Origin of the sequence: Streptomyces sp. NPDC007875 (assembly GCF_042868035.1) — a bacterium.
GTDB lineage: Bacteria > Actinomycetota > Actinomycetes > Streptomycetales > Streptomycetaceae > Streptomyces > Streptomyces antimycoticus.
The window spans coordinates 259,107-282,696 of sequence record NZ_JBIADZ010000011.1; the positions used below are offsets into that span (position 1 = coordinate 259,107).

The following is a 23,590-nucleotide window of genomic DNA, read 5'->3' on the forward strand; positions in this document are numbered from 1 at the left end:
GTGCCCGGCGCCGCTCCTGCCCCGGCCTCCCGGCGGGAGCGCTCACTTCCCCTTGCGCGGCGGCTTACTTCCCTTGCGCGAGGACTTCTTTCCCTTGCGCGGCGGCGCACTTCCCCCGCGCGGCGGCAGTTGAGGACGCCGCAGATCGGGCACGTCCGAGTAGTCCGGCGGGGTCGCGGCCGGATGCCGCTCCAGCAGATCGAGCGCCGTACGGACGGCGACCCCCAGCTGCGGAGCGCGGCCCTCCGCCCAGTCCACGGGGGAGCGCGGCGCCTCGATGTCCGGCTCCACACCGTGGTTCTCCACGCCCCAGCCGTAGGCGTCGAACCACGCGGCGTTCATCGGCACCGTGATCGAGGTTCCGTCGCCGAGGCGGTGACGGCCGGTCATCCCGACCACCCCGCCCCAGGTGCGCAGACCCACCACCGGTCCGATGCCCTGGATCCTGAAGGCCGCGGTGATCATGTCGCCGTCGGAGGAGGTCGCCTCGTCGGCGACCGCGACGATCGGCCCGCGCGGCGCGTTGCTGGAGTACGACACGGGCTGGGCGTTGCGGGTGAGGTCCCAGCCCATGACCTTGCGGGTGAGCTTCTCCACCACCAGCTCGCTGATATTGCCGCCCGCGTTGCCCCGGACGTCCACGATCAGCGCGGGCAGCGACATCTCGCGGCGCAGATCGCGGTTGAACTGCGCCCACCCGGAGCCGCCCATGTCGGGGATATGGAGATAGCCACACCGCCCACCGCTCAACTCCCGCACCACGGCCCGGCGCTGGGCCACCCAGTCCTGGTAGCGCAGCGGCCGGTCGTCGATCAGCGGGCAGACCGCGACCCGGCGGGCCGGCCCCTCGCCGTCCGGCGGCTCGAAGGTCAGCTCCACCGTCGTGCCGCCCCCGGCCGTCAGCAGCGGGAAGGGGCCCGCCACCGGGTCCACCGGGCGCCCGTCGACATGAGTGAGGACGGCGCCGTCCCGGATGCCCAGACCGGCCAGCGGCGAGCGGGCCCGGGAGTCGGAGGACTCACCGGGCAGGATGCGGGCCACCGCCCACCGGCCGTCCTTGGTGCGGGTGAGGTTGGCGCCGAGCAGTCCGATGGGGCGCTGGTAGTGGGGCGGGCCCTCGTTGCGGCGTGCGGCGGCGACGTAGGCGTGCGAGGTGCCCAGCTCGCCGAGGGTCTCGCGGAGCAGATCGGCGAACTCGTCGGGCGAGGCGACCCGTTCGACCAGCGGACGGTACTGGTCGAGCACCCCGTCCCAGTCGACCCCGCACATCCCCGGGTCCCAGAAGTAGTGCCGGGTGATCCGCCCGGCCTCGTCGTACGCCTGCCGCCACTCGGCCGCCGGATCGACGGTGTGCTGGATCCGCCGCATGTCGAGATGGACCGTGGAGTCACTGTCGCCGGTCTCGGTGGCGGGCATCGCGCGCAGATCGCCGTCGTCGTAGGCCACCAGCCGGGTGCCGTCGCCGCTGACCGCGAACCAGTCCAGCTCACTGGTGAGTTCGGTCCGCTTGGCCTTCGCCAGGTCGAAGTGTTCCAGGGTGGGGCGGCTCGAGGTCTCGGCCGGGTTGGCGAACGTCTCGCCGAGCGCCCCCGAGATCGGCCAGCGCAGCCACACCAGCCCGCCGCCGCTGACCGGGTGCAGCGAGGAGTACTTGGACGCGGACACCGGGAAGACCGTGACCCGGCTGGCCAGCCCCTCCACCTCGACCGTCACCGTGCCGTCGCCGTCGTCCCCGCTGTCGTCCGGATCCAGTCCGCCCGCCGCCGGGCGCCCCTCGGGGGAGAGCGCGAAGGGCGAGGGGGTGGCGGAGGACAGCGGTACGAGATAGGGGCGGCAGCCCAGCGGGAAGGAGAGGTCGCCGGTGTGCACGTCGTAGACCGGGTCGAAGCCGCGCCAGGAGAGGAAGGCGAGGTAGCGGCCGTCGCTGGTGAAGACCGGCTCCTCGTCCTCGAACCGCCCATTGGTCACGTCCACTATTGTCCGGTCGGCCAGCCGCGCGATCTTGATCGAGCGCAGGGTGCGGCCTATCCCGGGGTGGGACCAGGCGAGCCATGCCGAGTCGGGGGAGAAGGCCAGGTCGCCCACCGGGCCGTTGTCCGACCGGATCAGCTCGGTGACCTCGCCGTCCCCGTCGGGGGAGGTGTCCACCAGCAGCAGTCGCCCGTCGCCCGCGGCAACCGCGAGCAGGTCGCCGTCCGGCGAGGACTCCAGCTCATGCACCCGGCCCAGCAGCCCGGCGGCCAGCCGGCGCGGCTCACCGGGGCCGCTGGCCCGGGGCAGCTGCGCGATCTCGATGGCGTCCTCGCCCTCCGCGTCCGTGAGGAACGCGACCCGGCCGGTCGAGCCCAGCATCACGGGCAGCCGCACCCGGACGCCCGGGGTGTCGGCGAGGGTGCGGGCGGGGCCGTCGCGGTGGGTGAGCCAGTACAGGCTGCCGCGGACGCACACCGCGCTGGCCCGGCCCGTGGTGTCCACCGACAGCGAGTCGATGTGCGAGGCGGCCGGCACCTGGTAGGGCCGCCGCCCGGTCCGCGCCCCGCCCAGCCGGACGTCCAGCTTGCGCGGCACACCGTCCGGGCCCAGGTCGTCCACCAGCCACAGCTCGCCCGCGCACTGGTAGACGACGCGGGAGCCGTCGGTGGAGGCGTGGCGCGCGTAGAAGTCGGCGTGGTCGGTGTGGCGGCGCAGATCGGTGCCGTCTGGCAGACAGGAGTAGAGATTGCCGATGCCCTCGTGGTCGGAGAGGAAGGCGATCCGGCCGGCGACGAACATCGCCGCGTCCAGATGGCCGTTCAGCTCCTCCGCGAGCCGGGTGCCGTGCAGCCACAGCCGCCCCGTCGCACCGCCCCGGTAGCGCTTCCAGGTGGCGGGCTCATGCGGCGGCTTGCCGGTCAGCAGCAGGGTGCGGCGCTCGCCGTCGAGGTCGGCCACCGCGATGTCGGCCACCGGGCCCCAGGGCAGCCGTCCGCCGGGGCTGCCGTCGGTGGGCAGCGTGTAGGCCCAGGAGAAGTGGGAGAACGGCTGCTCATGGGAGGAGACCGCGAGGATCTGGGAGACGCCGTCCTGGTCCGGCGGGGTCCAGCCGCAGACCTGGGCGTCCGTACTGCCCCAGTAGGTCAGCCGGCGGGCCGGGCCGCCGGCCGCGGGCACGAGATAGATCTCCGGGTCGAGGCTGCGCCAGGTGGTGAACGCGATCTGGGAGCCGTCGGGGGAGAAGCGGGCGGGCCCCACCCGCGTACGGTCCACGGTCAGCCGCCAGGCCCGCCCGGGGGGCTCGCCGGGGGCGGTCAGCGGGGCGACCCACAGGTCGTCCTCGGCCGCGAAGCACAGCAAGTCGCCGTGCAGATGGGGAAATCGCAGGTACGCCAGGTCGTCGTCGCTTCCGTAAGGCTCCACCCCACCCATGTTTTCGAGCTACGCCATTTGGAGCAACTCGGTTCTGTGACCTAGACCACGAACGAAACGGTGCTGTTTCGATAGTGGCGCGCTTATGCTGGAGGAGTACGAAACCGTTTCGTTCGGAGGGAGGCGACACGCCATGCGGGCCATGGACCAGGCAACGGAGGACCGGGACACCGCCCGGGTGCGTCGCAGCCGACTCTCCCCCGAGCGCGAGCGGGAGTTGTACGAGGCGGTGGTGGAGCTGCTCGGCGAGGTCGGGTACGACGGTCTGACGATGGACGCCGTCGCGGCCCGTACGCACTCCAGCAAGGCCACGCTCTACCGCCAGTGGAAAGGCAAGCCGCAGCTGGTCGCGACCGCGCTGCGGCACACCAAGCCCGTTCTGCTCGAGGGTGTCGACACCGGAACGCTCCGCGGGGACCTGCGGGAGATCGTGCGGTGCTCGGAGAGCGCCCGGGAGCGGGACGCCGCGCTGATGAGGGGACTCGCCCACGCAAGCCACGACAATCCGGACCTTCATGAGGCCCTGCGAGAGTTGTTGATCTATCCCGAGATCGACGCGCTCAACGCGCTGCTGAGGCGCGCCGTCGACCGCGGCGAAATCGCCCCGGACCGGCCCGCCTTGAACTTCGTCGTGCACATGGTGTGCGGCGCGTTCATCGCCCGACCGCTCGTCGACGGTCAGCAACCGGACCAGACGTATCTCCTGGACTACATCGACGCCGTGATCCTCCCCGCGCTCGGCGCCGCGTAGCCCTTCCCGCGCTTTCTCTCTCCCCCTCCCCGCACAACCACATAAGGCCCCGACCGGCGCGCCGCTCTCGTCGCCGGCTCGGTTACCCATCCCTGCCCAGTGCCATCCAACCGACGGGAGCACCTCTTCTCGTGGCCACCTTCCTTTATAAACTCGGCCGGTTCGCCTTCCGGCGACGCGGCTTCGTCGCCCTGATATGGGTGGCGCTGCTCGCGGTCGCGGGCGTCGGCGCCGCCACCGCCTCACAGCCCGCCAACGACAGCTTCTCCATTCCCGGCACCGAGGCCCAGAAGGCATTCGACCTGCTGGAACAGCGGTTTCCCGGAGGTAACGCGGACGGCGCCACCGCCCGTGTGGTCTTCCGCGCCCCGAGCGGCGAGAAGATGACCGACCCGGACAACAAGGCGGTGGTCACCAAGACCGTCGCCGACCTCAAGGCGAGCTCGCCTCAGGTCGCCTCGGTCGCCGACCCCTACCAGGCCCGGGCCGTCAGCAAGGACGGCTCCACGGCCTACATCCTGACCAGCTACAAGGTCAACTCCATGGAGCTGAAGGACCCCGCCAAGGACGGTCTGAAGGAGGTGGGGGAGAAGGCCGAGAAGTCGGGCCTGAAGGTGCAGATCGGCGGTGACGCGCTCCAGGAGATGCCGGAGACCGGATCGACCGAGATCATCGGCATCGCGATCTCCGCGGTCGTCCTCGCCATCACCTTCGGCTCGCTGGTGGCTGCCGGACTGCCGCTGATGACCGCGCTCATCGGCGTCGGCATCGGCATCTCGTCGATCACCGCGCTCGCCACCACGCTGGGGCTGTCCACCACCACCTCGACACTGGCGATGATGATCGGCCTCGCGGTCGGCATCGACTACGCGCTGTTCATCGTCTCCCGCTACCGCGCGGAGCTGGCCGAGGGGCGGGACCGGGAGGAAGCCGCCGGACGTGCCGTGGGCACCGCGGGCTCCGCGGTCGTTTTCGCCGGCCTTACGGTGGTCATCGCGCTGGTCGGCCTCGCCGTCGTCAACATCCCGATGCTGACCAAGATGGGCTTCGCCGCGGCCGGTACGGTCGTCATCGCCGTTCTCATCGCGATCAGCCTCATCCCGGCGGTGCTGGGCTTCGCGGGCAAGCGGGTGTTCGGGCGCAAGGCGCGCCGGCGGCTGGAGGAGCGCCTTGCGGCGGGTCCGGACGCCTCCGCCGAGGAGAAGCCCAACATGGGCACCCGCTGGGCGCGCTTCGTGCTGCGCCGCCCGCTGATGGTGCTCCTGGTGGCCGTGCTCGGCCTCGGTGCGGCCGCCGTGCCCGCCGTCAGCCTGGAGCTCGGCCTGCCGGACGACGGCTCGCAGCCGGTCAGCAGCCAGAAGCGCCAGGCGTACGACGCGATCTCCGATGGCTTCGGCCCCGGCTACAACGGTCCGCTGATGGTGGTCGTCGACGCCAAGGGCAGCGATGACGCCAAGGGCGCGGCCGAGCGGGTCCGTAAGACCATCACCGGCCTGGACGGCGTGGCCGGGGTCAGCCCGGCCACGTTCAACAAGGCCGGTGACACCGCGACGCTCACCGTCATCTCCAAGTACAAGCCGAGCAGCATCGACACCGAGAACCTGGTCGGCGACATCCGGGACGAGGCGAGCGGCTTCAAGGCCGACACGGGCGCCGAGGTGCTGGTGACCGGCCAGACGGGGATGAACATCGACATCTCGCAGAAGCTCAACGACGCGCTGGTGCCCTATCTGGTGCTCGTCGTCGGACTGGCCTTCCTGCTGCTGATGGTCGTCTTCCGGTCCGTCCTGGTGCCGCTCAAGGCTGCGCTCGGCTTCCTGCTCTCCGTCGTCGCGGCGCTCGGCGCGGTGGTCGCGGTCTTCCAGTGGGGCTGGCTGGGGGATCTGTTCGGCGTCGAGGAGACCGGTCCGATCATGAGCATGATGCCGATCTTCATGATCGGTGTGGTGTTCGGTCTGGCGATGGACTACGAGGTCTTCCTGGTGACCCGGATGCGGGAGGCGTACGTCCACGGCGAGCGCCCCGGCCAGGCCGTCGTCACCGGCTTCCGGCACGGCGCCCGGGTGGTCACCGCGGCCGCGGTCATCATGATCAGTGTCTTCGCCGGGTTCATCGGCTCGTCCGAGTCGATGATCAAGATGATCGGCTTCGGTCTCGCCACCGCCGTCCTCTTCGACGCCTTCGTGGTCCGGATGGCCATCGTCCCGGCGGTCCTGGCGCTGCTCGGCAAGGCGGCCTGGTGGCTCCCGCGCTGGCTGGACCGGGCGCTGCCCAACGTGGATGTGGAGGGCGAGGGCCTGCGCAAGCAACTCGAGGCGACCCCCGCGGCCCAGCAGCACGACTCCGACCCGGACGCCGAGCTGACCCGCGTGTGATCTGCGTCTGAACCGCGTCTGACACCGGCGTTGCGTTCCGGCCCGACGGCGGCCTTCCGATCCCGGAAGGCCGCCGTCGGCATGTGGACCGGCGCGCTTCCGCTTGATTCCGCGATGACCGCGCTCTTGCGAACGACTTGCAGGTACGGGCTACCATCGGGCCGATAGCAGCAGCTCAGGAGCAGCTCAGGAGCGGAGTCCCGCCATGCATGTGCCCGACGGATTCATCGACGCGCCGGTGTCGGCGGTGACCGGTGTGGTCGCCGCCGGGGCCGTCGCGGTCAGTTTGCGCGGTGCCCGGCGGGAGCTCGACGAGCGGACCGCGCCGCTGGCCGGGCTGGTGGCGGCGTTCATCTTCGCCGTGCAGATGCTGAACTTCCCCGTCGCCGCCGGGACCAGCGGGCATCTGCTGGGCGGGGCGCTGGCCGCGATACTCGTGGGGCCGTATACGGGGGTGTTGTGCGTCTCCGTGGTGCTGCTGATGCAGGGCGTCCTGTTCGCGGACGGCGGCCTTACGGCGCTCGGCGTCAACATCACGGACATGGCTCTGGTCACCACGGTCGTGGCGTACGCGATCTTCCGCGCGATCGTGAAGCTGGCCCCGCGTCGCCGCCGTACGGTCACCGTCGCGTCCTTTGTGGCGGCCCTGGTCTCCGTACCGGCCGCGGCGGTGGCCTTCACGGCGATCTACGCGCTCGGCGGCACGGCCGATGTGGCGATCGGCAAGGTCTTCGCGGCGATGGTCGGGGTGCATGTGCTGATCGGCATCGGCGAGGCGGCGATCACCGCGCTGACGGTCGGTGCCGTCGTGGCCGTACGGCCGGATCTGGTCTACGGGGCGCGGGGCGTGACCGCGCGTCCGCTGGAGATCCGCAACAGCCCGCTGGCTCCGGCCGCTCCGGGAGCGGTGGCCCGGGCCGGGGCGCCGGCGGCCGAGCCCTCGACGGCGGCCTCCGAGGCCCCCAAGACCCCCGAGCCCGCCGCGACCCGTGAGCCCGCCGCCGTGCCGCAGCGGTCGGCGCGGCGCGTGTGGCTGGCCGGGCTCGCGGCCGCGCTGCTGTGCGCCGGGGTCGTGAGCTTCTACGCCTCCGCCAGCCCCGACGGGCTGGAGAAGGTCGCCCATGACAAGGGGATCGACGCGAAGGAAGAGGACCACGCGGCCAAGGACTCCCCGCTCGCCGACTACGGCGTCAAGGACATCTCCGACGCCCGGCTCTCCGGCGGGCTCGCCGGGGTGATCGGGGTGGGCGCCACGCTCGCCGTCGGGTCCGGCGTCTTCATCGTCGTACGGCGGCGCCGGGCGACGGCCGAGAGCGAGCGGGGCTGACGATGGGCGCGGGATACGCGCACAAGCTCTACCGGGAGGGCCGGTCGGCCGTCCACGCCCTCCCCCCGCACTGCAAGATCGCAGCTGTCTTCTGCTTCGTCCTGGTCGTCGTCTCCACGCCCCGCGAGGCCGTCTGGGCCTTCGGGGCGTACGCACTGCTGCTGGCCGGGGTGGCGGCGGCGGCCCGGATACCGGCCGGGTATCTGCTGCGGCGGCTGCTGATCGAGATCCCGTTCGTGGCCTTCGCCGTGCTGATGCCGTTCATCGCGGAGGGCCCGCGGGTGGAGGTGCTGGGGATGTCGCTCAGCGAGTCCGGGCTGTGGAGTGCCTGGAACATCCTCGCCAAGGGCACCCTCGGCGTCGCCGCCTCCGTCCTCCTGGCCTCCACGACCGAGCTGCGCGCCCTGCTGCTGGGGCTGCAGCGGCTGCGGATGCCCTCGCTGCTGGTGCAGATCGCCTCGTTCATGATCCGCTACGGGGACGTCATCTCCGATGAGATGCGCCGGATGCGGATCGCCCGCCAGTCACGCGGTTTCGAGGCGCGCGGGGTGCGTCACTGGGGGGTGCTCGCCTCGTCGGCCGGGGCGCTGTTCATCCGCTCGTACGAACGGGGCGAACGGGTCCACCTGGCGATGGTCAGCCGGGGCTATACGGGCACCATGCCGGTGATCGACGATGTGACGGCGTCCCGCGCCCAGTGGATGCACGCCGCCGCCCTCCCGCTGACCGCGCTGGCGGTCTGCCTGACCGGATGGATGCTCCCATGACCGACCCCGCCACCACCCCGCCGTCCCTCCAGGTGGCCGGTCTGGCCTATGCGTACCCCGACGGCCATCAGGCCCTCTTCGGCGTCGATCTGACCGTGGCCCGCGGCGAGCGCGTCGCACTGCTCGGCCCCAACGGCGCGGGCAAGACCACGCTCGTGCTGCACCTCAACGGCATCCTTACGGCGGGCGCCGGGACGGTCACGGTCGCGGGGCTGCCCGTGGCGAAGGCGCATCTGGCCGAGATCCGCCGCCGGGTGGGCATCGTCTTCCAGGACCCGGACGACCAGCTCTTCATGCCGACCGTGCGCGAGGACGTGGCCTTCGGCCCGGCCGCGGCCGGGCTGCGCGGCCCGGAGCTGGAGGAGCGGGTGCGCCGCGCCCTGGAGCGGGTCGGGATGGCGGAGTTCGCCGACCGGCCGCCCCACCACCTCTCCTTCGGACAGCGCCGGCGGGTGGCCGTGGCGACCGTGCTGGCCATGGAGCCGGAGATCCTGGTCCTGGACGAGCCCTCGTCCAACCTCGACCCGGCCTCGCGCCGCGAACTCGCCGACATCCTGCGGTCCCTGGAGGTGACCGTGCTGATGGTCACCCACGATCTGCCGTACGCGCTGGAGCTGTGCCCGCGCTCGGTGGTGCTCAGCGGCGGGGTGATCGCGGCGGACGGCGGGACGCAGGAGCTGCTGTGCGACGAGGAGCTGATGCGCGAGCACCGACTGGAGCTCCCCTTCGGCTTCGACCCGCGCTCGGTGACGGTGCCGGTGAGGTGACGCCGGTCACCCGGGCCCCCCGGAGGCCGCCATCGGCATCGGCTCCGTACGGTACGGCCGCCCGGCCTTGATCCGCTCCACCGCCGCCAGCAGATCCGCCTGCCGCACCCGCGGCCGCCCCGTGCGCAGCACCTCCGCCGCCGCGTCGATCACCGCGCGGCGGATGTCGCGCCCGGTCACCTCGTCGACCCGGGCCAGCCCCTCCGGCGAGACGTCCTCGGCGAGGGGCAGCGCGTCGGGCAGATGGTGCCGCCAGATCCCGGCGCGCGCCGCCTCGTCCGGCGCCGGGAAGCGCACATGCCACACCCGGCTGTCGAAGGCCGTGTCGTAGCAGGCCACCAGGTTGGTGGCCAGGACGACCAGCCCCTCGTGGTGGTCCAGGGCGGTGAGCATCTCGCTGCGCATGGCGTTCACCGCATGCTCCGCGCCCTGGCTGATGGTCTCGAACCGCGCGGACATGAGCGCGTCCGCCTCGTCCAGGAAGAGCACCGCGCCCTGTTCACGCGCGGCGCGGAAGAGCGCCGCCAGGTTCTTCGGGCCCTCCCCGTGGTATTTGCTCTCCAACTGCGAAGCGCGGGCCGCGATCAGCGGACGGCCCAGCCGGTCGGCGAGGGCGTGGGCGGCCAGCGTCTTCCCCGTGCCGGGCGCGCCCTCCAGGTTCACCGCCGAGCCGGGATGCGGCTGTATCTCGCGCAGCCCCCAGTCGTCGAAGAGCACCCGGCGCTGCTCCACGGTGTGCACGGCGCGCAGCAGCTGGTCCAGCGTCCGCTCCGGGAGTACCAGGCGGTCGAAGGTGTACAGCGGCGGCGTCGCGGTGAACTGCCGCGCCCGCTCCGCGATCGACGGCTCGTCCGACTCCGGCCCGGCCCCCGATCGCGCCTCGGCCCCCGATCCAGCTCCTGACCCCGACCCCGACCCCGATTCCCCCTCCCTGCCCGGCGGTTGGTTGGTGACCGTAAGGGTGAGCGGCCGCGGTCCGTTGCGGCCGCTGAACTCCTTCGCGGCCTCGATCAGCCGGGTCCGCAGCAGCGCCGCCTCCACATCGTCGGCGCCGCCCGGAATACCGGTGACGGCGAACGCGATACGCGAAGCCCTTGCCAGGTTCCTCACTGGATCTCCCCCTCGATCCCCGGACCGATCCCCGGACCGAACCCCGAACCCCGCCCCCCCCGGACCCTCAGCCCCAGACCGCCACCCGGTGGTGTGCGTGGGCGCTGCGCACCCGTTTCTCCGCCTGCTTCGCCTCGATCCGGCGGCCCTCGACGAACTGCTCCCGCGAGGTGTCGAACAGCCCCTGGATATAGCTGACCTCGCCGTCGCGGATGGACTCGGCGACGGTGACCGCCCGCAAATCGGGATCGGAGTGCAGCCGCTCGCCCTGGGACCGGAACCAGTCCGCCAGGAACTCGATGGTCACGCACCCGACATGGACCACCGCGACCGCGCCGATCCCGCCGAGCGCGAGCAGGACCATGCCCAAAAGGCTCAGCATGACGGCGTCTCCTCCCCGAAGATGATGAGGTCCTTGTCGCCGAAGGCCGCGCGCAGCTCGCCGTCCAGGCGCCGGGCCCGGCAGACCCACACCGGGGCGGGCGGCGTCCCGGTGTCGCGCAGCGGTACGCCCTCCTGGTCCAGGAAGAAGGTCTGCACGAGGAACACCGGCCCTTCGCGCTGCCGCAGCACGGCCCCCGCTGCCGCTTCCGGTGCCCGCGCGCGGTTGCGGACCAGGAAGGCGACCACATCGCGGTAGGTGAGCTGGGCCCGCAGTGGTACGCGCCGGGTGCTCCGCCCGCTTCCGGCCGCGCGGCTCCGGCCGCCGGACTCCAGCGGGGCGCTCACCTCGCGGAGCGTCACGTCGAAGGTGCCGAGGCAACGGCCGTCGGCTCCCGTATCACCCAAGGCGCGCTGGTCGGGCATGCTTGTCCCCCGTCCTTCGAAAGGGCGGGCCCCCGGTTCCCCCGCGAGGGCCCGATGACCATACTCCCCACCACACCTGTCGCTTCGCGTCCCCCGATGCGGTGGGAAATCCGGGAGGGCGCTGTCGGCGCCCGCGACGACAGAAACCGACATCAGCGCGGTCCACGCGGTCCACGCGGACATCAGCGCTCGGCCCCGCCCCGGCGCGGCGGATGCGCCCCCAGGGCGGTCAGCCGGCGCAGCAGCAGATCCGGTTTGGTGTGCCGGGAGCACACATACATCGCGAACATCATGCGGACGTCGGCCGGTTTGGAGATGATCCCGCAGGCGGTCATGGCCCGGTCGATCTGCGTACGGACCGTCGAGACCTTCACATCGAGCTGGACGGCCGTCTCCTCGTACGAGTAGCCGTCCGCGTACCACTCCAGCGCCCGGATCTGGCCCTCGCTCAGCCCCGCCGCCCAAGAGGAGAACACCACGGGCTCATGGGCGGGCGCCTGCTGCGCCGACGAGGCCATATAGAGCGCGTCCAGCAGGGTCAGCTGGCCGAGCCCGGCCCGCGCGCACCGCCTCCGGAAGTCCCGCAGATCCTCCCCGTAGCGCTTCTCGCTGACCTCCAGCTCCTCCAGGATCCAGGCCACCCGGCCGCCGCGGGCCGTGCGCCCCAGCAGATCGGCGAAGTACGGTGGCACGCTGAGGCCGCATTCGCGCACCGCCGTCTCCAGGGCGGAGGCCAGATGCGGTTTGAGCCAGTGCGGATGGTGGCGGGCGTCCCATACGGCGTTGGCCAGGACCGCCGCGCCGACCGTCTTGCCGAAGACCGCCTTCGCCCCGCACACCCAGGGGGCCACCCGCTGGCGCCACTGCTCCGCCGCCGTGCACACCACCACATCCGAGCGCCGCACCAGATCGGCGAACTGCTCGGCGGTGCCGACGCCCATCATGTCGGCCACGCACACGTCGTACTCCGCACCGCTCACCTCGAGCTGCTCCACGGAGTCCACCTCGCTGACCACCGTCAGCCGCGGATCGGCGTTCAGCGCCGCCACCAGGCCCCGTCTGGTCATCTCATGGTCCTCGACCACCGCCACCTGCAGCGGCTGCTCGGGTCCTTGCTCGGCCGACTCGTCTCTCATCCGACGCCCCCTTGACTCGGCTCGGTCGTGCTCTCTCGTTGGATCGGCAGGGTGAGCGTCACCTGGGTGAACCCGGCGACCGACCGAACCCGCAGCGCCCCGCCCCGCTCGCGCAGCAACCGGTCGTGGAGCGCCAGCGAGCGCATGGCGCCGACGCCGCGCGCCAGCACCTCGGGCGGGAAGCCCACGCCCTCGTCGGTGACCACCAGCTCCACCAGCCCGGAGCCGTCGGCGTCCTCGACGAGGTCCACATGCAGCACCGCGTCATGCACCCCGGCGCTGCGCGGCACATTGATCAGTGCGGCGCGCAGCGCGGCCTCCAGCAGCTCCACCTGGGACGGCAGCACCCGGGCCGCGGCGCCGACCACGCGCTCGGTCACGATGGGCTCCACGGTGAGGGTGTCGTTGGTCGCCAGGGCGACCTGCCGGTGGACCATGCCGATCAGTGGCACCGACTCGCTGAACCGCCCGGTGCCGATGAAGGTGGCCAGCCGCTCCCGCGCCACCACCGCCGATTTGCGCAGCGAGTCGATCTGCTCGGGGTCCGAGGCGTCGATCCGCTGGAAGGCGTTGAGGGTGTGGCCGAGGTGGTTGTGGAGCTCGATGGCCAGCAGCTTCCGCTGTTCCTGCTCGTGCAGCTGAAGGCTCATATCGCCCAGGTCGGCGGCGAGTTGCAGCAGGAACTTGGCGCCGCGGCGGATGAGATACGCCAGCGCCCCGTAGCCGGTGAGCCCGATGAGCACATCGGAGTGGGCCAGCGCTTGCGGGCCGCCGTCGCCCAGGGCGATGACCGCGGCGTAGGAGGCGGCGATCGCGCAGGTGGCGACGATCAGCACGCGCCGCGGCTGGCCGAGCGCCGAGCCGATGCCGGCGGCGGAGATCTGCTCGGTGGTCAGCACCAGCAGCGGGGCCATGTCCTGCGACCGGTGCGGGCCCAGGACCAGCGCACAGGCCCACAGGAACGCCACGGCCGAGCACAGCTCCACACCGGCCGTCAGACCGTCGTACGTGGTCGGCGGCGTGGTTTGGGGCGTGACCTGCGGTGTGTCCTGCGGATCGGGCCGACCGCCCGCGCCCTCGCCGCGCTCGGTGTCGTGCGCGATCACCCGCCGGTGGTTACGGGTGATGTGCCCGACGAACCACAGGGATTCGGTCACCACCGCGATCAGCAGCAGCAACGCCCTGCCGCGGTGCGCCAGATGGCCGGCGATCCCGGGCACCGTCACCGCGAGCTGGATGCCGTGCATCAGCCGGAAGATCAGCAGGATGCGCAGCATCTGCCATTCCATGTCCCGGCGGGCCAGCCGGTGCCGGTCGGCCGGTGGTTCGGCGGCCGGGTGATGTCCATCGGCGGGGCGCGGTGCCCGCCCGCGCCCCTGGTGTCGTTCCTCGCGCGGCGACAACCACGCCCATAAACGCGGCCGCAGCCGCCCCCGTAACCGAGCCACGTGCCCCCCGATTTCCCTGCCATCAGTGTGGAGGGGCCGGGGGACGCCGCAATAGGGACCCTTGGCCCTGGCGGAGCCGCGTGCGCGGGTACGGGAGGGCGCTCGGAGGCATACCGGGGGCTCGTGGCGCCACGTCTTCCGCGCCGTCCCGCCGCACCTGCGGCGCCTCGGGCGGTTACGCCTCCCGCGCCGCCAGGCTGGTCCGCACCGCGCGCACCAGTGCCTGCGCACGCGGATCCGCGGTGACACCGCGCCGCATACCGTTGGTGACGTAGGCAAAGCCGATGCGCGCCTCCGGGTCGGCGAAGGCGAGCGAGCCGCCGCGCCCCGGGTGGCCGAAGGAGCCCGGCCCCAGCAGCGGGCAGGCCGGGCCGTGCAGCATGTAGCCGAGGCCGTATCGGGTGCCGACGACCAGGACCCGGTCCGGCCCCGCGGACTCCTCCGTACGGGCCATCGTGAGCGTCGCCGGGGCGAACAGCCTGCCCCCCGAGCGGGCCGTACGGGCCGAGGGCAGCGGGCCGATCAGCGCCGCGTAGAAGCGGGCCAGCGCCTCGGCGGTGGCCACCCCGCCCGAGGCGGGCAGCTCGGCGGCGAGATAGGCGGGGTCGTTCTCGTCCGGCACCGGGGTGATCGCGGCGAACGCCCGCCGGGTCAGCGACTCGGGGTCCCGATACGCCTCGGCGACCGACCGCTTGGGACGCAGCCGCGGCCCGTGGGCGGCGGGCGCGGCGAGGGCCTCCACCGCCGCGATCCGGCCGACCCGGCCCCGCTGCTCCTCGGGCAGCCCGAGCCACAGGTCGAGCCCCAGCGGGCGGGCGATCTCCTCGGCGATCCAGCGTCCGATGGTCCGCCCGGTGACCCTGCGCACCAGCTCGCCCAGCAGCCAGCTGTACGTCTGGGCGTGGTAGCCGTGGGCCGTGCCGGGTTCCCATACGGGGCGCTGGGCGGCGACGGCCCGCGGCCCGGATATGCCGTCGACGGCCTCGGCGGGGGTCAGCGGGGTGTCGAGCACGGGCACGCCGGTGCGGTGCGCGAGCAGATGCCGCACCAGCGCCCGCTCCTTGCCGGCCGCCTTGAACTCGGGCCAGTAGGTGCTGACCCGGCCGTCCAGGTCGAGCTGGCCGCGCTGATGCAGCAGCAGCGGCACGGCGGCGGCAACGCCCTTGGTGACCGACCGGACGACCTGGGCGGTGTCCTGGGTCCAGGGCTCCCGGCCGCCGCCGGAAGCCTCGGGGCTGTTCTCGCCGTCGTTGTCGGGGGCCTTCGTGCCGCCCCACAGGTCGACGACCTTCTCGCCCTCCCGGTAGAGCACCATGGCCGCGCCGCGCTCGCCGTGCCGGGTGAAGTTCGCCGCGAAGGCGTCTCGGACCGGTTCGAAACCGTCGGCCACCGTGCCCTGGACGTCCACCACTGATCCGACTCCCGCCATGCCGACCCGCGCGTGTGTGCTGTGTTTCTCCTTATGGTGCAACGTCCCATGGGTGAGGATCATGCCGGGGCCGGGCAGGATCACCGGCGGACGCGCCACCGTGGGGCGGCGGCGGTCCGAGAGCCGACGAGAAGGGGCACACGGTGCGGAGATTCGAGGGCTACGCGGTCATGCTCACCGGCGCGGGACGCGGGATCGGGGAGGTCACCGCCCGCCGCTTCGCCGACGAGGGCGCCCGGGTGCTGATCACCGACCTGGACGGCGAACGGGCCGCGAAGGCCGCCGCGTCCATACGGGCCGACGGTGGCGAGGCCGAGTCGCTGGGCTGCGATGTGGCCCGGCGGGAGGACGCCGAGGCAGCCGTGACGCACGCCGTAAGGAGCTTCGGAAGGCTGGACGTCCTGGTCAACAGCGCCCACTCATGCCACGTCGACACGCCGCTGTTCGAGGACCAGCTCGACGACGAGTGGCAGCAGGACATCGATGTCACACTCGGCGGTGCCTTCCGCTGCTCCCGCGCCGCGCTGCCGCATCTGGCCGCCGCGGACGGCCGGGGCGCGATCGTCAACGTCGGCTCGGTCAACGGCCTCCAGGACTTCGGCAACCACGCCTACAGCGCCGCCAAGGCGGGCCTGGGCAGCCTCACCCGCACTCTGGCCGCCCACGCCGCCCGGCGGGGCGTCCGCGTCAACCTCGTGGCCCCCGGTACGATCCGCACCCCCGGCTGGGACGGCCAGGAGGACACCCTGCGCCGCGCCGCCGAGGTCTATCCCCTCGGCCGGGTCGGCGAGCCCGCCGACATCGCCGCCGCCATCACCTTCCTCGCCTCCTCCGACGCCGCCTGGATCACCGGGACCACCCTCCCCGTGGACGGCGGCATCATGACCACGAACGTGGCGGTGCGCAGGGCCTTCGGTCACTCGGAGACGCCCAGCGAGACATAGTCGTAACGGCCCTCCCAGGGCTCGCTCGTATAGACGTTGGTCAGCCGGGAGCCGCGCCAGATCACGCTCTTCTGGAACAGAATGGGCAGATACGCGGCGGAGTCGGAGATCCTCCGATTGATCTGTGCGTAGTCGCTCCCGGCCTTCACCGGATCCTGTTCGGCGATCGCCGTGTCGAAGAGGTCGTCGACCGTGGGGTCATCCAGCTCCGCGACATTGAAATTGCCGGCGGGCAGGATGAAACGGCTGTCGGCGAGCGGCTGCAGAAAGCTCTGGCCGGTCGGGAAGTCGGCGAGCCATCGGTACAGGACGATGCCGTATCCCTTTTTCTTCACCACCTCGGGCGCGCCCATCGTCTCGCTGAAACGGCTGCCGTCGACCTGGGCGACCTCGGTGGTGATGCCGACTTTCCGCAGCGATGCCTGGAGCGACATGGCGACATTCACGTCAGTGGGGCGATTGTTGCGCACCGCGATGGTGGTACTGAATCCGTTGGGCTCTCCGCACGCTTTCAGTTCGGCCTCGGCCTTGTCGGTGTCCGGCTTGCCCTTGTTGTCGAGCGTCTCGTACGGATCGTAGGAGGAGTCGGAGCCCGCGATGGTGGGCGGGAGCATATGCGGTGCGATATCGCCGGTCTGTGGACCGCCCGCGGCGGTCCGCATGTTCTCCCTGTCCGCCGCGTAGAGGACCGCCTTACGGCAGTGGACGTTGTTCAGCGGTTTGACGGAGCGGGGGAGGGCCGCGAACAGGAGCATCCCGTTGGACGGGCTGTCCAGCCGGGCACTGAGGTCGGAACTCCTCGTGGCCTGGGCGAGGGAGGCCTCGGTGAGTCCGGAGGATTGCAGGTCCAGGTCATAGTCGCCCGAGAACAGAGCTTTCGCGTTCGTCTGCTCGTCGCTGCTGATATTTACCGTGATCCGGTTGGGAAGGGCGGTGCGGATCGGGTCGGACGACCGCTTCCACTCGGTGTTACGGACCAGTTCCAGCGATGTGCCCGGCTCGTAGGAGTCGAATCTGTACGGCCCCGAGGAGAACGGGCTGTCCTGGTACTTGTCCTTGGTGTCCTTCGTCTTCTTCACCGGTGATGCCGACGGTGTCGCCAGCATGCGCTCGAAGTCGCCGTTGGCCTTTGGCAGTTTGAAGACGATGGTTCTGTCGTCCGGAGTCCGGATGGCCTTCAGGCCGAGCTTGTCCTTGGACGTGTCCTTGTAGGGCCCCTTGTAGGTGTGGCCGGGATCGAGCGCCTGCTGGATAAAGGTCGGGCCACCGGAGATGGTGTCCTGCGCCCAGATCCGCTCGATGCCGTATTTGATGTCCTGGGACGTGATCGCGGTGCCGTCCTCCCAGGTGATCCCGGCGCGCAGGGTGTAGGTGTACGTCTTGCCGCCGTCCGTCACCGCGGCCTTCCGCTCGGCGAGATCCGGAACCAGTTCGGTGCCGTCCTTACCGGGCTTGGGGGCGTAGGTGACCAGTTGGCGGGCGTAGAAGCGGGAGAAGTTCCAGACGAAGTTGTAATAGCTGCGCTGAGGGTCCCATGAATCCGCGTCGTCCTTGCTGATGAACTTCAGCGTCCCGCCCGGCTTCGTCGAGGCGTTGACGACGCCCCCCTTGGCCGCGGCGTTGTTCCCTGAGGTGGGGCCCGGCTTCGGGGTGCTGGACGACTTCGGGGTGTCGCGCCCGGTGTCGTCCTTGGAAGAGCCCTTCATCCAGGACATCGCCAGAGGGATGCCCGCGGCCACCAGGGCCACGAAGAGCGCTCCCGCCAGCCCGTAGGTGACGGCCCGGCGGCGGCCCGGAGAGGCCCCGCCGGGGGCGCGGAGCGGGGCGGGCGACGGCAGGGCCATCGGCGACCAGGTGGGCATCGGCGGCACCCCGGGCAGCGCTACGGGCTCGGGGGCCGAGGCGGCCGGCTCGTGGTCCGCGGGCGCGGGTCCCGGAACGTACGGCGGCGTGGGCGTGCCCATGAACGTGGGCGGCGTCGGCTCGTGGTCGTACGGCGGGGGCGGCGGGCCGAAGCCGGGCGGTGCCCAGGCGGCATTGCGGGCCAGGGCGAGTCCGCCCGCCGTATTGCGGTCGCGCTTCTGCGGCAGCGGCCGCCCCTTGGCCCGCAGCGCCCCGTACACCTGCGCGTAGACCGTGTCCAGGTCCAGCAACTCCGGCCCGCCCGGCACCCCTTCGCGCAGCAGCCGCAGCAGCTCTCCGGTGAAGGCCGTATGGTGCTCGCCGGGCGGGGCGAGCGCGAAGCTGGTGTCGGGGACGGAGGCCAGCAGATAGGTGCCCTCGATCTCCACCTGGTCGATGACCGCCTCGGCGTCCGCCGCCCCCATGAAGCCGAGCACGCGTCCGCTGAAGCAGCAGTCGAGCAGCATCACCTGGCGCCCGGCCCGCCCGTCCAGCACGACATCGCGCAGCGTGCCGTACGGCAGTCCGGTGTAGGAGCGGTGCTGTATGGACCCGGCCAGCCCCAGGAAGAGCTCGCCGCGGCGCGGTTCCACGAGACCGTGTCCGGCGAAGTACACCAGCAGGGTGTCCGTGGCCTCCTCGGCCGCGGTCCGGACGGCCTCGAGGACCTCGACCGCGGTGGCGGGGTCCTCGATGACCGTGCAGTGCTCGGGTGCCAGCCCCCAGGAACCCGGGGCGCACAGGGCCGCGGCCAGCGCGCTCAGGTTGTTGGACACCGCCGGGATGGGCTCCAAGTGGGCATAGCGGCTGGTGCCGATGAGCACCGCGCGGGTGGCGGACGGGTTGGGCAGAACGGTCACGGCTACCGCCCTTCTCCACTGCCCTGACGGTCCGGTTCCGGTTCGGGGGCGGCCGGGCGCTCCAGCGCGTCGATCAGACGCCGCAGTTCCTCGTCGTCGCCACCGTCGAGGTCGACCGTAAGGTCACCACGGCGCACGGTGATCCGCCGGGCGTGCGGACGTGTCTGCCGCCAAGTGGACAGCGCGAGCGCGAAGGAGGCCGCGCTCCAGGCGTTCTCGGTGACCAGCTGCAGCACATCGGTGAGCACGCCCATCTGGCCCGGCGACGGCTCGGCGTGGACCAGCTCCACATGGGCGCCGCGGCGCGCGGCCGGATCCCGTCTCAGCCAGTCGAGGAGCGATCGCAGCTCCGCCTCCCCACCGCTCACCGCTACGTCGATCCGCACCAAGCCCCCCTTGTGACGACGGTCCCTCCGATTCTGTCCTACCCAGGGGCGCCCGCGCAGGACCAACGAAGAGCAAGGTCAGCGGAGTTCGGCGCCAACCCGGCCAGAAGTCAACGGAGTACGGCCTCAGCTCGCGTGCGGCATCAGAACTGGGCTACGCCGTCTCGTATGCCAGCCCGCCCCGCTCATGGCTGCCGCGCCGGTGGTGTGGCCAGCGCCCGGCGCCACTGCTCGGTGACCGACCGCCGCAGGCGTTCGGTGTCGACGGCGCCGGGGTCGAGAAGTCGTTGCAGTCCGATCCCTCGGAGCTGTCCGACGATCGCTACCGCGACCTCCTCGGGCGCGAGGTCGTGGCGGATGGTGCCTTCGGCGATTCCGGCCGTCACCTCGTCGCGCAGATCGGCCCTGAACGCCTCGTCCCGCTCGCGGAAGATCGGTGCCAGTTCGGGCATGGTGGGCGCTTCGGCCCACAGCAGCAGGAACGCACGATGGGCGGCGCCCTCCCGGCCGAGTTCGCCGATGTAGCCGTCGATCAGCCGCAGGAGGCGGTCCAGTCCTGGGGGCAGATCGGCAAGGCCCGGCACGAATCCGGCTTGTGTGCTGCGGGCCAGGAGCTCGAGGAGGGCCTGCTTCGAACCGAAGTGGTGGGTGACGATTCCGCGGCTGTACCCGGCTCGCTCACCCACCCGCGCCAGCGTCAGCGAGCGCACTCCCTGCTCGACGACCAGCTCGGCGGCGGCCGTCAGCAATGCGGCTTCGGCCTGGTCGCGACGCTGCTTCTGGGTGCGGCGGGGGGTCGTCATGACGAGAGTCCTCACTAACTTGCGTGTCGTCCAACAAGTTTATACGGTGCCACTCATCCTGATGGGAGGTTTCGATGATCGACATGGATGAACGCGCCCTCGATGTGTTGCTGGCCGAAGACCCCGGCGGCCCCGTGGTGATGCTGAATCTGCTGCGGTTCCGCCCGGACGGCGGTCGCGAGAGCTACCAGCGCTATGCGGAGGCGCTGGGCCCGGAGATCAACGCGCGGTACGGAGTGCGGGTGGAGTACCTGGGGGACGGCGGTCGCGCCTTGATCGCCGAAGACGGGCAGGCGTGGGACGCGGTGCTCCTGGTGCGCTATCCCAGCCGGCAGGCGTTCGCCGACATGATCCGTGACCCTGACTATCAGGCGGCGTCCCACTTCCGCAGCGAGGCGCTGGTGGAATCGGTCTTGCAGCCGACCGTGCCGGTCCAAGGCGGTATGGCCTGATGCCCGCCGTCTTCGTACACGGCAATCCCGAGACGGCGGCCGTCTGGGATGCCCTGCTCGCCGAACTGAAGGCCGCCGGTGCCGCCCCGGCCGACCTCATCTGTCTGTCCCCGCCCGGGTTCGGCGCGCCGCTGCCGCCCGGGTTCGGGGCGACCGTCGGGGAGTATCGCGACTGGCTGATCGAGGAGCTGACACGCTTCGCCGAGCCCGTGGACCTGGTGGGCCACGACTGGGGCGGCGGACACGTCCTCAACGCGGTGATGAGCCGCCCGGACCTCGTACGCAGTTGGGCCAGCGACACGATCGCGGCCTTCGAACCCGACTACGTCTGGCATGAGCTCGCCCAGCGATGGCAGACACCGGGAATCGGCGAGGCCGATGTGGCCGCACGCTTCGGCGCGCCCGTCGAGCAGCGGATCGCGACGCTCGTCGCGCGGGGGATGGGCGAGGCGGCGGCCGAGTGGGTCGCGCAGGGGCAGAACGAGGCGATGGGCCGGGCCGTGATCGCGCTCTATACCTCCGCCATGCCACCGGTGATGGCCGAGCTCGGCCGGGACCTGGAAAACGCGGCGCGGCGGCCGGGGCTCGTGCTGCTCGCCACCGAGGACCACGCGGTCGGAACCGCCGAGCAGCGGCGCCGCGCCGCGCGCCGCGCCGGTGCCCGGGTGGAGGTCCTCGACGGGCTGGGCCACTGGTGGATGACGCACGACCCCGGCCGTGGTGCGGAGGTGCTCACCCGTTTCTGGGCGTCGCTGGACCACGGGTAGTCACACACGCGTGGATGCCGCACAGGCGAGGGTGCCGTCCGGGATGGGGATGGCACCCTTGTCCATCCCCTCGTGGCGTGAGTCGCTGAGTGTCCGCCGACCGGACGTGCGCTGTCCCGCTGCCGTGATCCGGACCGCCGAACCGCTCCTTGAAGAACAGCGTCCCGATCGCCGCGTCCACGGTGATCGACGTCAAGAGCGGGGCAGGCGTAGCAGGCTCGGCCTCGTCCTGGGAGATGCCTGGTGACGGGGGCGGGGCAAGGGGGTGGTACGGACTTCGTCGGCCACCACCGGCCAGCCCGCGTGAATCAGCCCCGTCCGTGCGCGTTCCCGCGCGGACGGGGCTGATTCATGACTGCGTCGCGGACATGCCGGACGCCTCACGCCGGGCCAGTGGTTGTCGCCTCGGGCTCAGCGACGAACTACGCGCTCGGGCTTCTCGGGGCTAGCACGTGTGCATAGTCCGCAACGCCGCGCTCCTGTGGTCGGCGCATTCGTCCCACTGATCGTCGTGGTCGCTGTGGTCGTCGTAGTCGTCGTAGTCGTCGTGTTTGCCGTGTTCGTCGTGTCCGCTGTGGTCGTCGCACTCGTCGTTGCCGCCGTGGCCGTCGTTGCCGCCGTGGCCGCCGGGAGCGCCGGGAGCGCCGGGAGCGCCGGGAGGTCCGGGAGGCCCGGGAGGCCCGGGAGGCCCGGCGGGTCCTGCGGGTCCGGCAGCGCCGGTGGGTCCAGGTTGGCCTGCGGGTCCTGCGGGTCCGGCAGCACCGGGTTGGCCATTGGGTCCGGGTGCGCCGGGTGCGCCGGGTGCTCCGTCTGCCCCAGGTGCGCCGGGTGCGCCGGGTGCTCCAGGTGCTCCAGGTGCCCCCGGTGCGCCGGGTGCTCCAGGTGCCCCCGGTGTGCCGGGAGGTCCAGGCGGCCCAGGAGGCCCAGGGGGGCCAACGGTGCAGGCGGCCCTCGAAATGAAGTTGGTGTCGAGCGTGACCGCGCCATTACGCGCCAGGGCCCGGCCGTTGATGACCGCACCGGTCTGTACCGTGATGGACGTCAACGCCAAGATGTTGCCCTGGAAAAGGGAGTTGACTTTGACTGTGGCGGAGCTTCCCACCTGCCAGAACACGTTGCACGCCTGTGCTCCGTTGATGAGCCTGACGGTGCTTCCCACCTCCGCGGACAGGGCTGAACCCACCTGGATGATGAAGACGGCGTTGGGGTCGCCCTGGGCGTCCAGAGTGACGGTCCCCGTGATTCCCAGAGTCGACGTGGACGTGTAGACGCCGGGAGTCAGCGTCGACCCGCCGATGTCGCCTGCGACGGCGACCCCAGGGCCCCGGCTGGCCGCGTCGTTGTAAGCGATGGTGAGGTCGGATTGCGCCTGAGCGGCAGCGGCGTCGGCTACGTGCACCGCCCCGTTGACGATTCCGGGCGGAAAGCCCGTCACCGACGAGCCGGGGCTCAGCCCCAAATCGCCGTTGATGACGCTGGGGCCCGTATTGGTGACCGTTGAACCGGCCAGGACCGCGTAATTGGTGGCGGTTCCCAGTCCCACCGGAGCTTCTGCGGCGTGCGCGGAACCCGAGACCATCGTGAGCGTCGCCGCCAGCAACGCCACTCCGGGGATGAAGGCGAGAGCTCGCTTGAGCCGATTGCGCCTGCGCCTTCTATCGGGTGGCGCTGACGGGATGACATCCACTGCCATGGCAGAAAACCTCTCTTTTCGGCGTTGAGCCCCGTCACCCCGGCAGGGGTTTTTGGCTCCCGTGATGGCTGCTGGTCAGGCCACAAGCCGCGGTAGGAGGAATGGCAGGGTGAATGTTTTCCGGAGGCGGGTGGTGGCCTTTCAGTCTTCACCAAAGCATCGCCAATATCACCATAAGAATCAAAGCTTAATAAAGGCCTAAAAGAGTGATTTCCTCTTGCGGTGGTTGGTTTTTCATCTGATTGCTCGGAGTGTCGCGCATTGCTCCATGCATTCCAACGGCTATGAGAGCCCGGTCCTTGCGTCGGCCGAGGTGGCTCAACCGGCGTGCGGCATCAAGCCGAATGCCCGCCACCATCAGGCCCGCCGCCGCGATCCTGGGACCGCCGAACCGCTCCTTGAAGAAGAGCGCACGATCGCCGCGCCAGCGAATGTCCCGTCAAGTCCTGTAGCCGGTAATG

At 71.3% G+C, this 23,590-nt stretch carries 19 protein-coding genes and 1 pseudogene; 8 read left to right on the forward strand and 12 right to left on the reverse strand.

The window, feature by feature from the left end:
- Positions 1-42: 42 nt before the first annotated feature.
- Complete coding sequence (locus ACFYOY_RS24310) at positions 43-3,405, reverse strand: S41 family peptidase (protein ID WP_351886690.1); 3,363 nt, start codon at positions 3,403-3,405, stop codon at positions 43-45.
- Positions 3,406-3,538: 133 nt separating this feature from the next.
- Here ACFYOY_RS24310 and ACFYOY_RS24315 point away from each other — a divergent pair, with 133 nt between their 5' ends.
- The 5 genes from ACFYOY_RS24315 (at position 3,539) to ACFYOY_RS24335 (ending at position 9,392) form a co-directional block, all read left to right on the forward strand.
- Complete coding sequence (locus ACFYOY_RS24315) at positions 3,539-4,156, forward strand: TetR/AcrR family transcriptional regulator (RefSeq protein ID WP_351886693.1); 618 nt, start codon at positions 3,539-3,541, stop codon at positions 4,154-4,156.
- 131 nt (positions 4,157-4,287) lie between these two features.
- On the forward strand, positions 4,288-6,531 hold the full coding sequence (locus tag ACFYOY_RS24320) for an MMPL family transporter (RefSeq protein ID WP_388589529.1): 2,244 nt from the start codon (positions 4,288-4,290) through the stop codon (positions 6,529-6,531).
- A 205-nt stretch (positions 6,532-6,736) separates the two neighbouring features.
- On the forward strand, positions 6,737-7,858 hold the full coding sequence (locus ACFYOY_RS24325; protein WP_351886699.1) for an energy-coupling factor ABC transporter permease: 1,122 nt from the start codon (positions 6,737-6,739) through the stop codon (positions 7,856-7,858).
- A gap of 2 nt (positions 7,859-7,860) precedes the next feature.
- Positions 7,861-8,625: a cobalt ECF transporter T component CbiQ gene (gene cbiQ / locus ACFYOY_RS24330; RefSeq protein WP_351886702.1), complete on the forward strand. Its 765-nt coding sequence runs from the start codon at positions 7,861-7,863 to the stop codon at positions 8,623-8,625.
- Complete coding sequence (locus ACFYOY_RS24335; protein WP_161560269.1) at positions 8,622-9,392, forward strand: energy-coupling factor ABC transporter ATP-binding protein; 771 nt, start codon at positions 8,622-8,624, stop codon at positions 9,390-9,392. Before cbiQ ends, ACFYOY_RS24335 begins: the two co-directional genes overlap by 4 nt.
- A 6-nt stretch (positions 9,393-9,398) precedes the next feature.
- On the opposite strand, the gene ACFYOY_RS24340 is transcribed toward ACFYOY_RS24335, so the two are convergent.
- The 6 genes from ACFYOY_RS24340 to ACFYOY_RS24365 form a co-directional block, all read right to left on the reverse strand.
- A complete protein-coding gene (locus ACFYOY_RS24340) occupies positions 9,399-10,502 on the reverse strand; it encodes an ATP-binding protein (protein ID WP_351886705.1) in 1,104 nt (367 codons plus the stop codon).
- Positions 10,503-10,569: 67 nt separating this feature from the next.
- Positions 10,570-10,884 (reverse strand): hypothetical protein, encoded by a 315-nt coding sequence (locus ACFYOY_RS24345; protein ID WP_208515972.1) that lies wholly within the window; start codon positions 10,882-10,884, stop codon positions 10,570-10,572.
- A complete protein-coding gene (locus ACFYOY_RS24350) occupies positions 10,878-11,309 on the reverse strand; it encodes a hypothetical protein (RefSeq protein WP_351886709.1) in 432 nt (143 codons plus the stop codon). The genes ACFYOY_RS24345 and ACFYOY_RS24350 overlap by 7 nt, the downstream gene beginning before the upstream one ends.
- Before the next feature lie 182 nt (positions 11,310-11,491).
- The gene (locus tag ACFYOY_RS24355; RefSeq protein WP_351886712.1) at positions 11,492-12,445 is read right to left on the reverse strand and encodes a sigma factor-like helix-turn-helix DNA-binding protein; all 954 of its coding nucleotides are present in this window, start codon (positions 12,443-12,445) and stop codon (positions 11,492-11,494) included.
- Positions 12,442-13,722 carry a hypothetical protein gene (locus ACFYOY_RS24360; RefSeq protein WP_388589535.1) on the reverse strand — a complete coding sequence of 427 codons (1,281 nt, stop codon included), beginning with the start codon at positions 13,720-13,722 and terminating at the stop codon, positions 12,442-12,444. Before ACFYOY_RS24360 ends, ACFYOY_RS24355 begins: the two co-directional genes overlap by 4 nt.
- A gap of 346 nt (positions 13,723-14,068) precedes the next feature.
- Positions 14,069-15,304, reverse strand: coding sequence for a serine hydrolase domain-containing protein (locus ACFYOY_RS24365; protein WP_388589537.1), 1,236 nt, complete (start codon positions 15,302-15,304; stop codon positions 14,069-14,071).
- Positions 15,305-15,465: 161 nt separating this feature from the next.
- Here ACFYOY_RS24365 and ACFYOY_RS24370 point away from each other — a divergent pair, with 161 nt between their 5' ends.
- Positions 15,466-16,266 (forward strand): SDR family NAD(P)-dependent oxidoreductase, encoded by an 801-nt coding sequence (locus tag ACFYOY_RS24370; RefSeq protein WP_351886718.1) that lies wholly within the window; start codon positions 15,466-15,468, stop codon positions 16,264-16,266.
- On the opposite strand, the gene ACFYOY_RS24375 is transcribed toward ACFYOY_RS24370, so the two are convergent.
- The 3 genes from ACFYOY_RS24375 to ACFYOY_RS24385 form a co-directional block, all read right to left on the reverse strand.
- Positions 16,239-19,028 (reverse strand): ABC transporter substrate-binding protein, encoded by a 2,790-nt coding sequence (locus tag ACFYOY_RS24375; protein ID WP_351886721.1) that lies wholly within the window; start codon positions 19,026-19,028, stop codon positions 16,239-16,241. The genes ACFYOY_RS24370 and ACFYOY_RS24375 overlap by 28 nt on opposite strands.
- A gap of 2 nt (positions 19,029-19,030) precedes the next feature.
- Positions 19,031-19,414 carry a hypothetical protein gene (locus ACFYOY_RS24380; protein WP_351886724.1) on the reverse strand — a complete coding sequence of 128 codons (384 nt, stop codon included), beginning with the start codon at positions 19,412-19,414 and terminating at the stop codon, positions 19,031-19,033.
- Between the two features lie 185 nt (positions 19,415-19,599).
- Complete coding sequence (locus ACFYOY_RS24385; protein WP_351886727.1) at positions 19,600-20,217, reverse strand: TetR/AcrR family transcriptional regulator; 618 nt, start codon at positions 20,215-20,217, stop codon at positions 19,600-19,602.
- Between the two features lie 74 nt (positions 20,218-20,291).
- On the opposite strand from ACFYOY_RS24385, the gene ACFYOY_RS24390 reads away from it, so the two are divergent.
- Together ACFYOY_RS24390 and ACFYOY_RS24395 are read left to right on the forward strand one after the other, a co-directional pair.
- Entirely contained in the window at positions 20,292-20,669 is a 378-nt protein-coding gene (locus ACFYOY_RS24390; protein WP_351886730.1) for a DUF1330 domain-containing protein, read from the forward strand.
- A complete protein-coding gene (locus tag ACFYOY_RS24395; protein ID WP_351886733.1) occupies positions 20,669-21,436 on the forward strand; it encodes an alpha/beta fold hydrolase in 768 nt (255 codons plus the stop codon). Before ACFYOY_RS24390 ends, ACFYOY_RS24395 begins: the two co-directional genes overlap by 1 nt.
- Positions 21,437-21,881: 445 nt before the next feature.
- On the opposite strand, the gene ACFYOY_RS24400 is transcribed toward ACFYOY_RS24395, so the two are convergent.
- The gene (locus ACFYOY_RS24400) at positions 21,882-23,129 is read right to left on the reverse strand and encodes an ice-binding family protein (protein ID WP_388589544.1); all 1,248 of its coding nucleotides are present in this window, start codon (positions 23,127-23,129) and stop codon (positions 21,882-21,884) included.
- Positions 23,130-23,447: 318 nt separating this feature from the next.
- Positions 23,448-23,541: pseudogene (locus ACFYOY_RS24405) on the reverse strand (EamA family transporter); the annotation flags it as partial.
- Between the last annotated feature and the right edge of the window lie 49 nt (positions 23,542-23,590).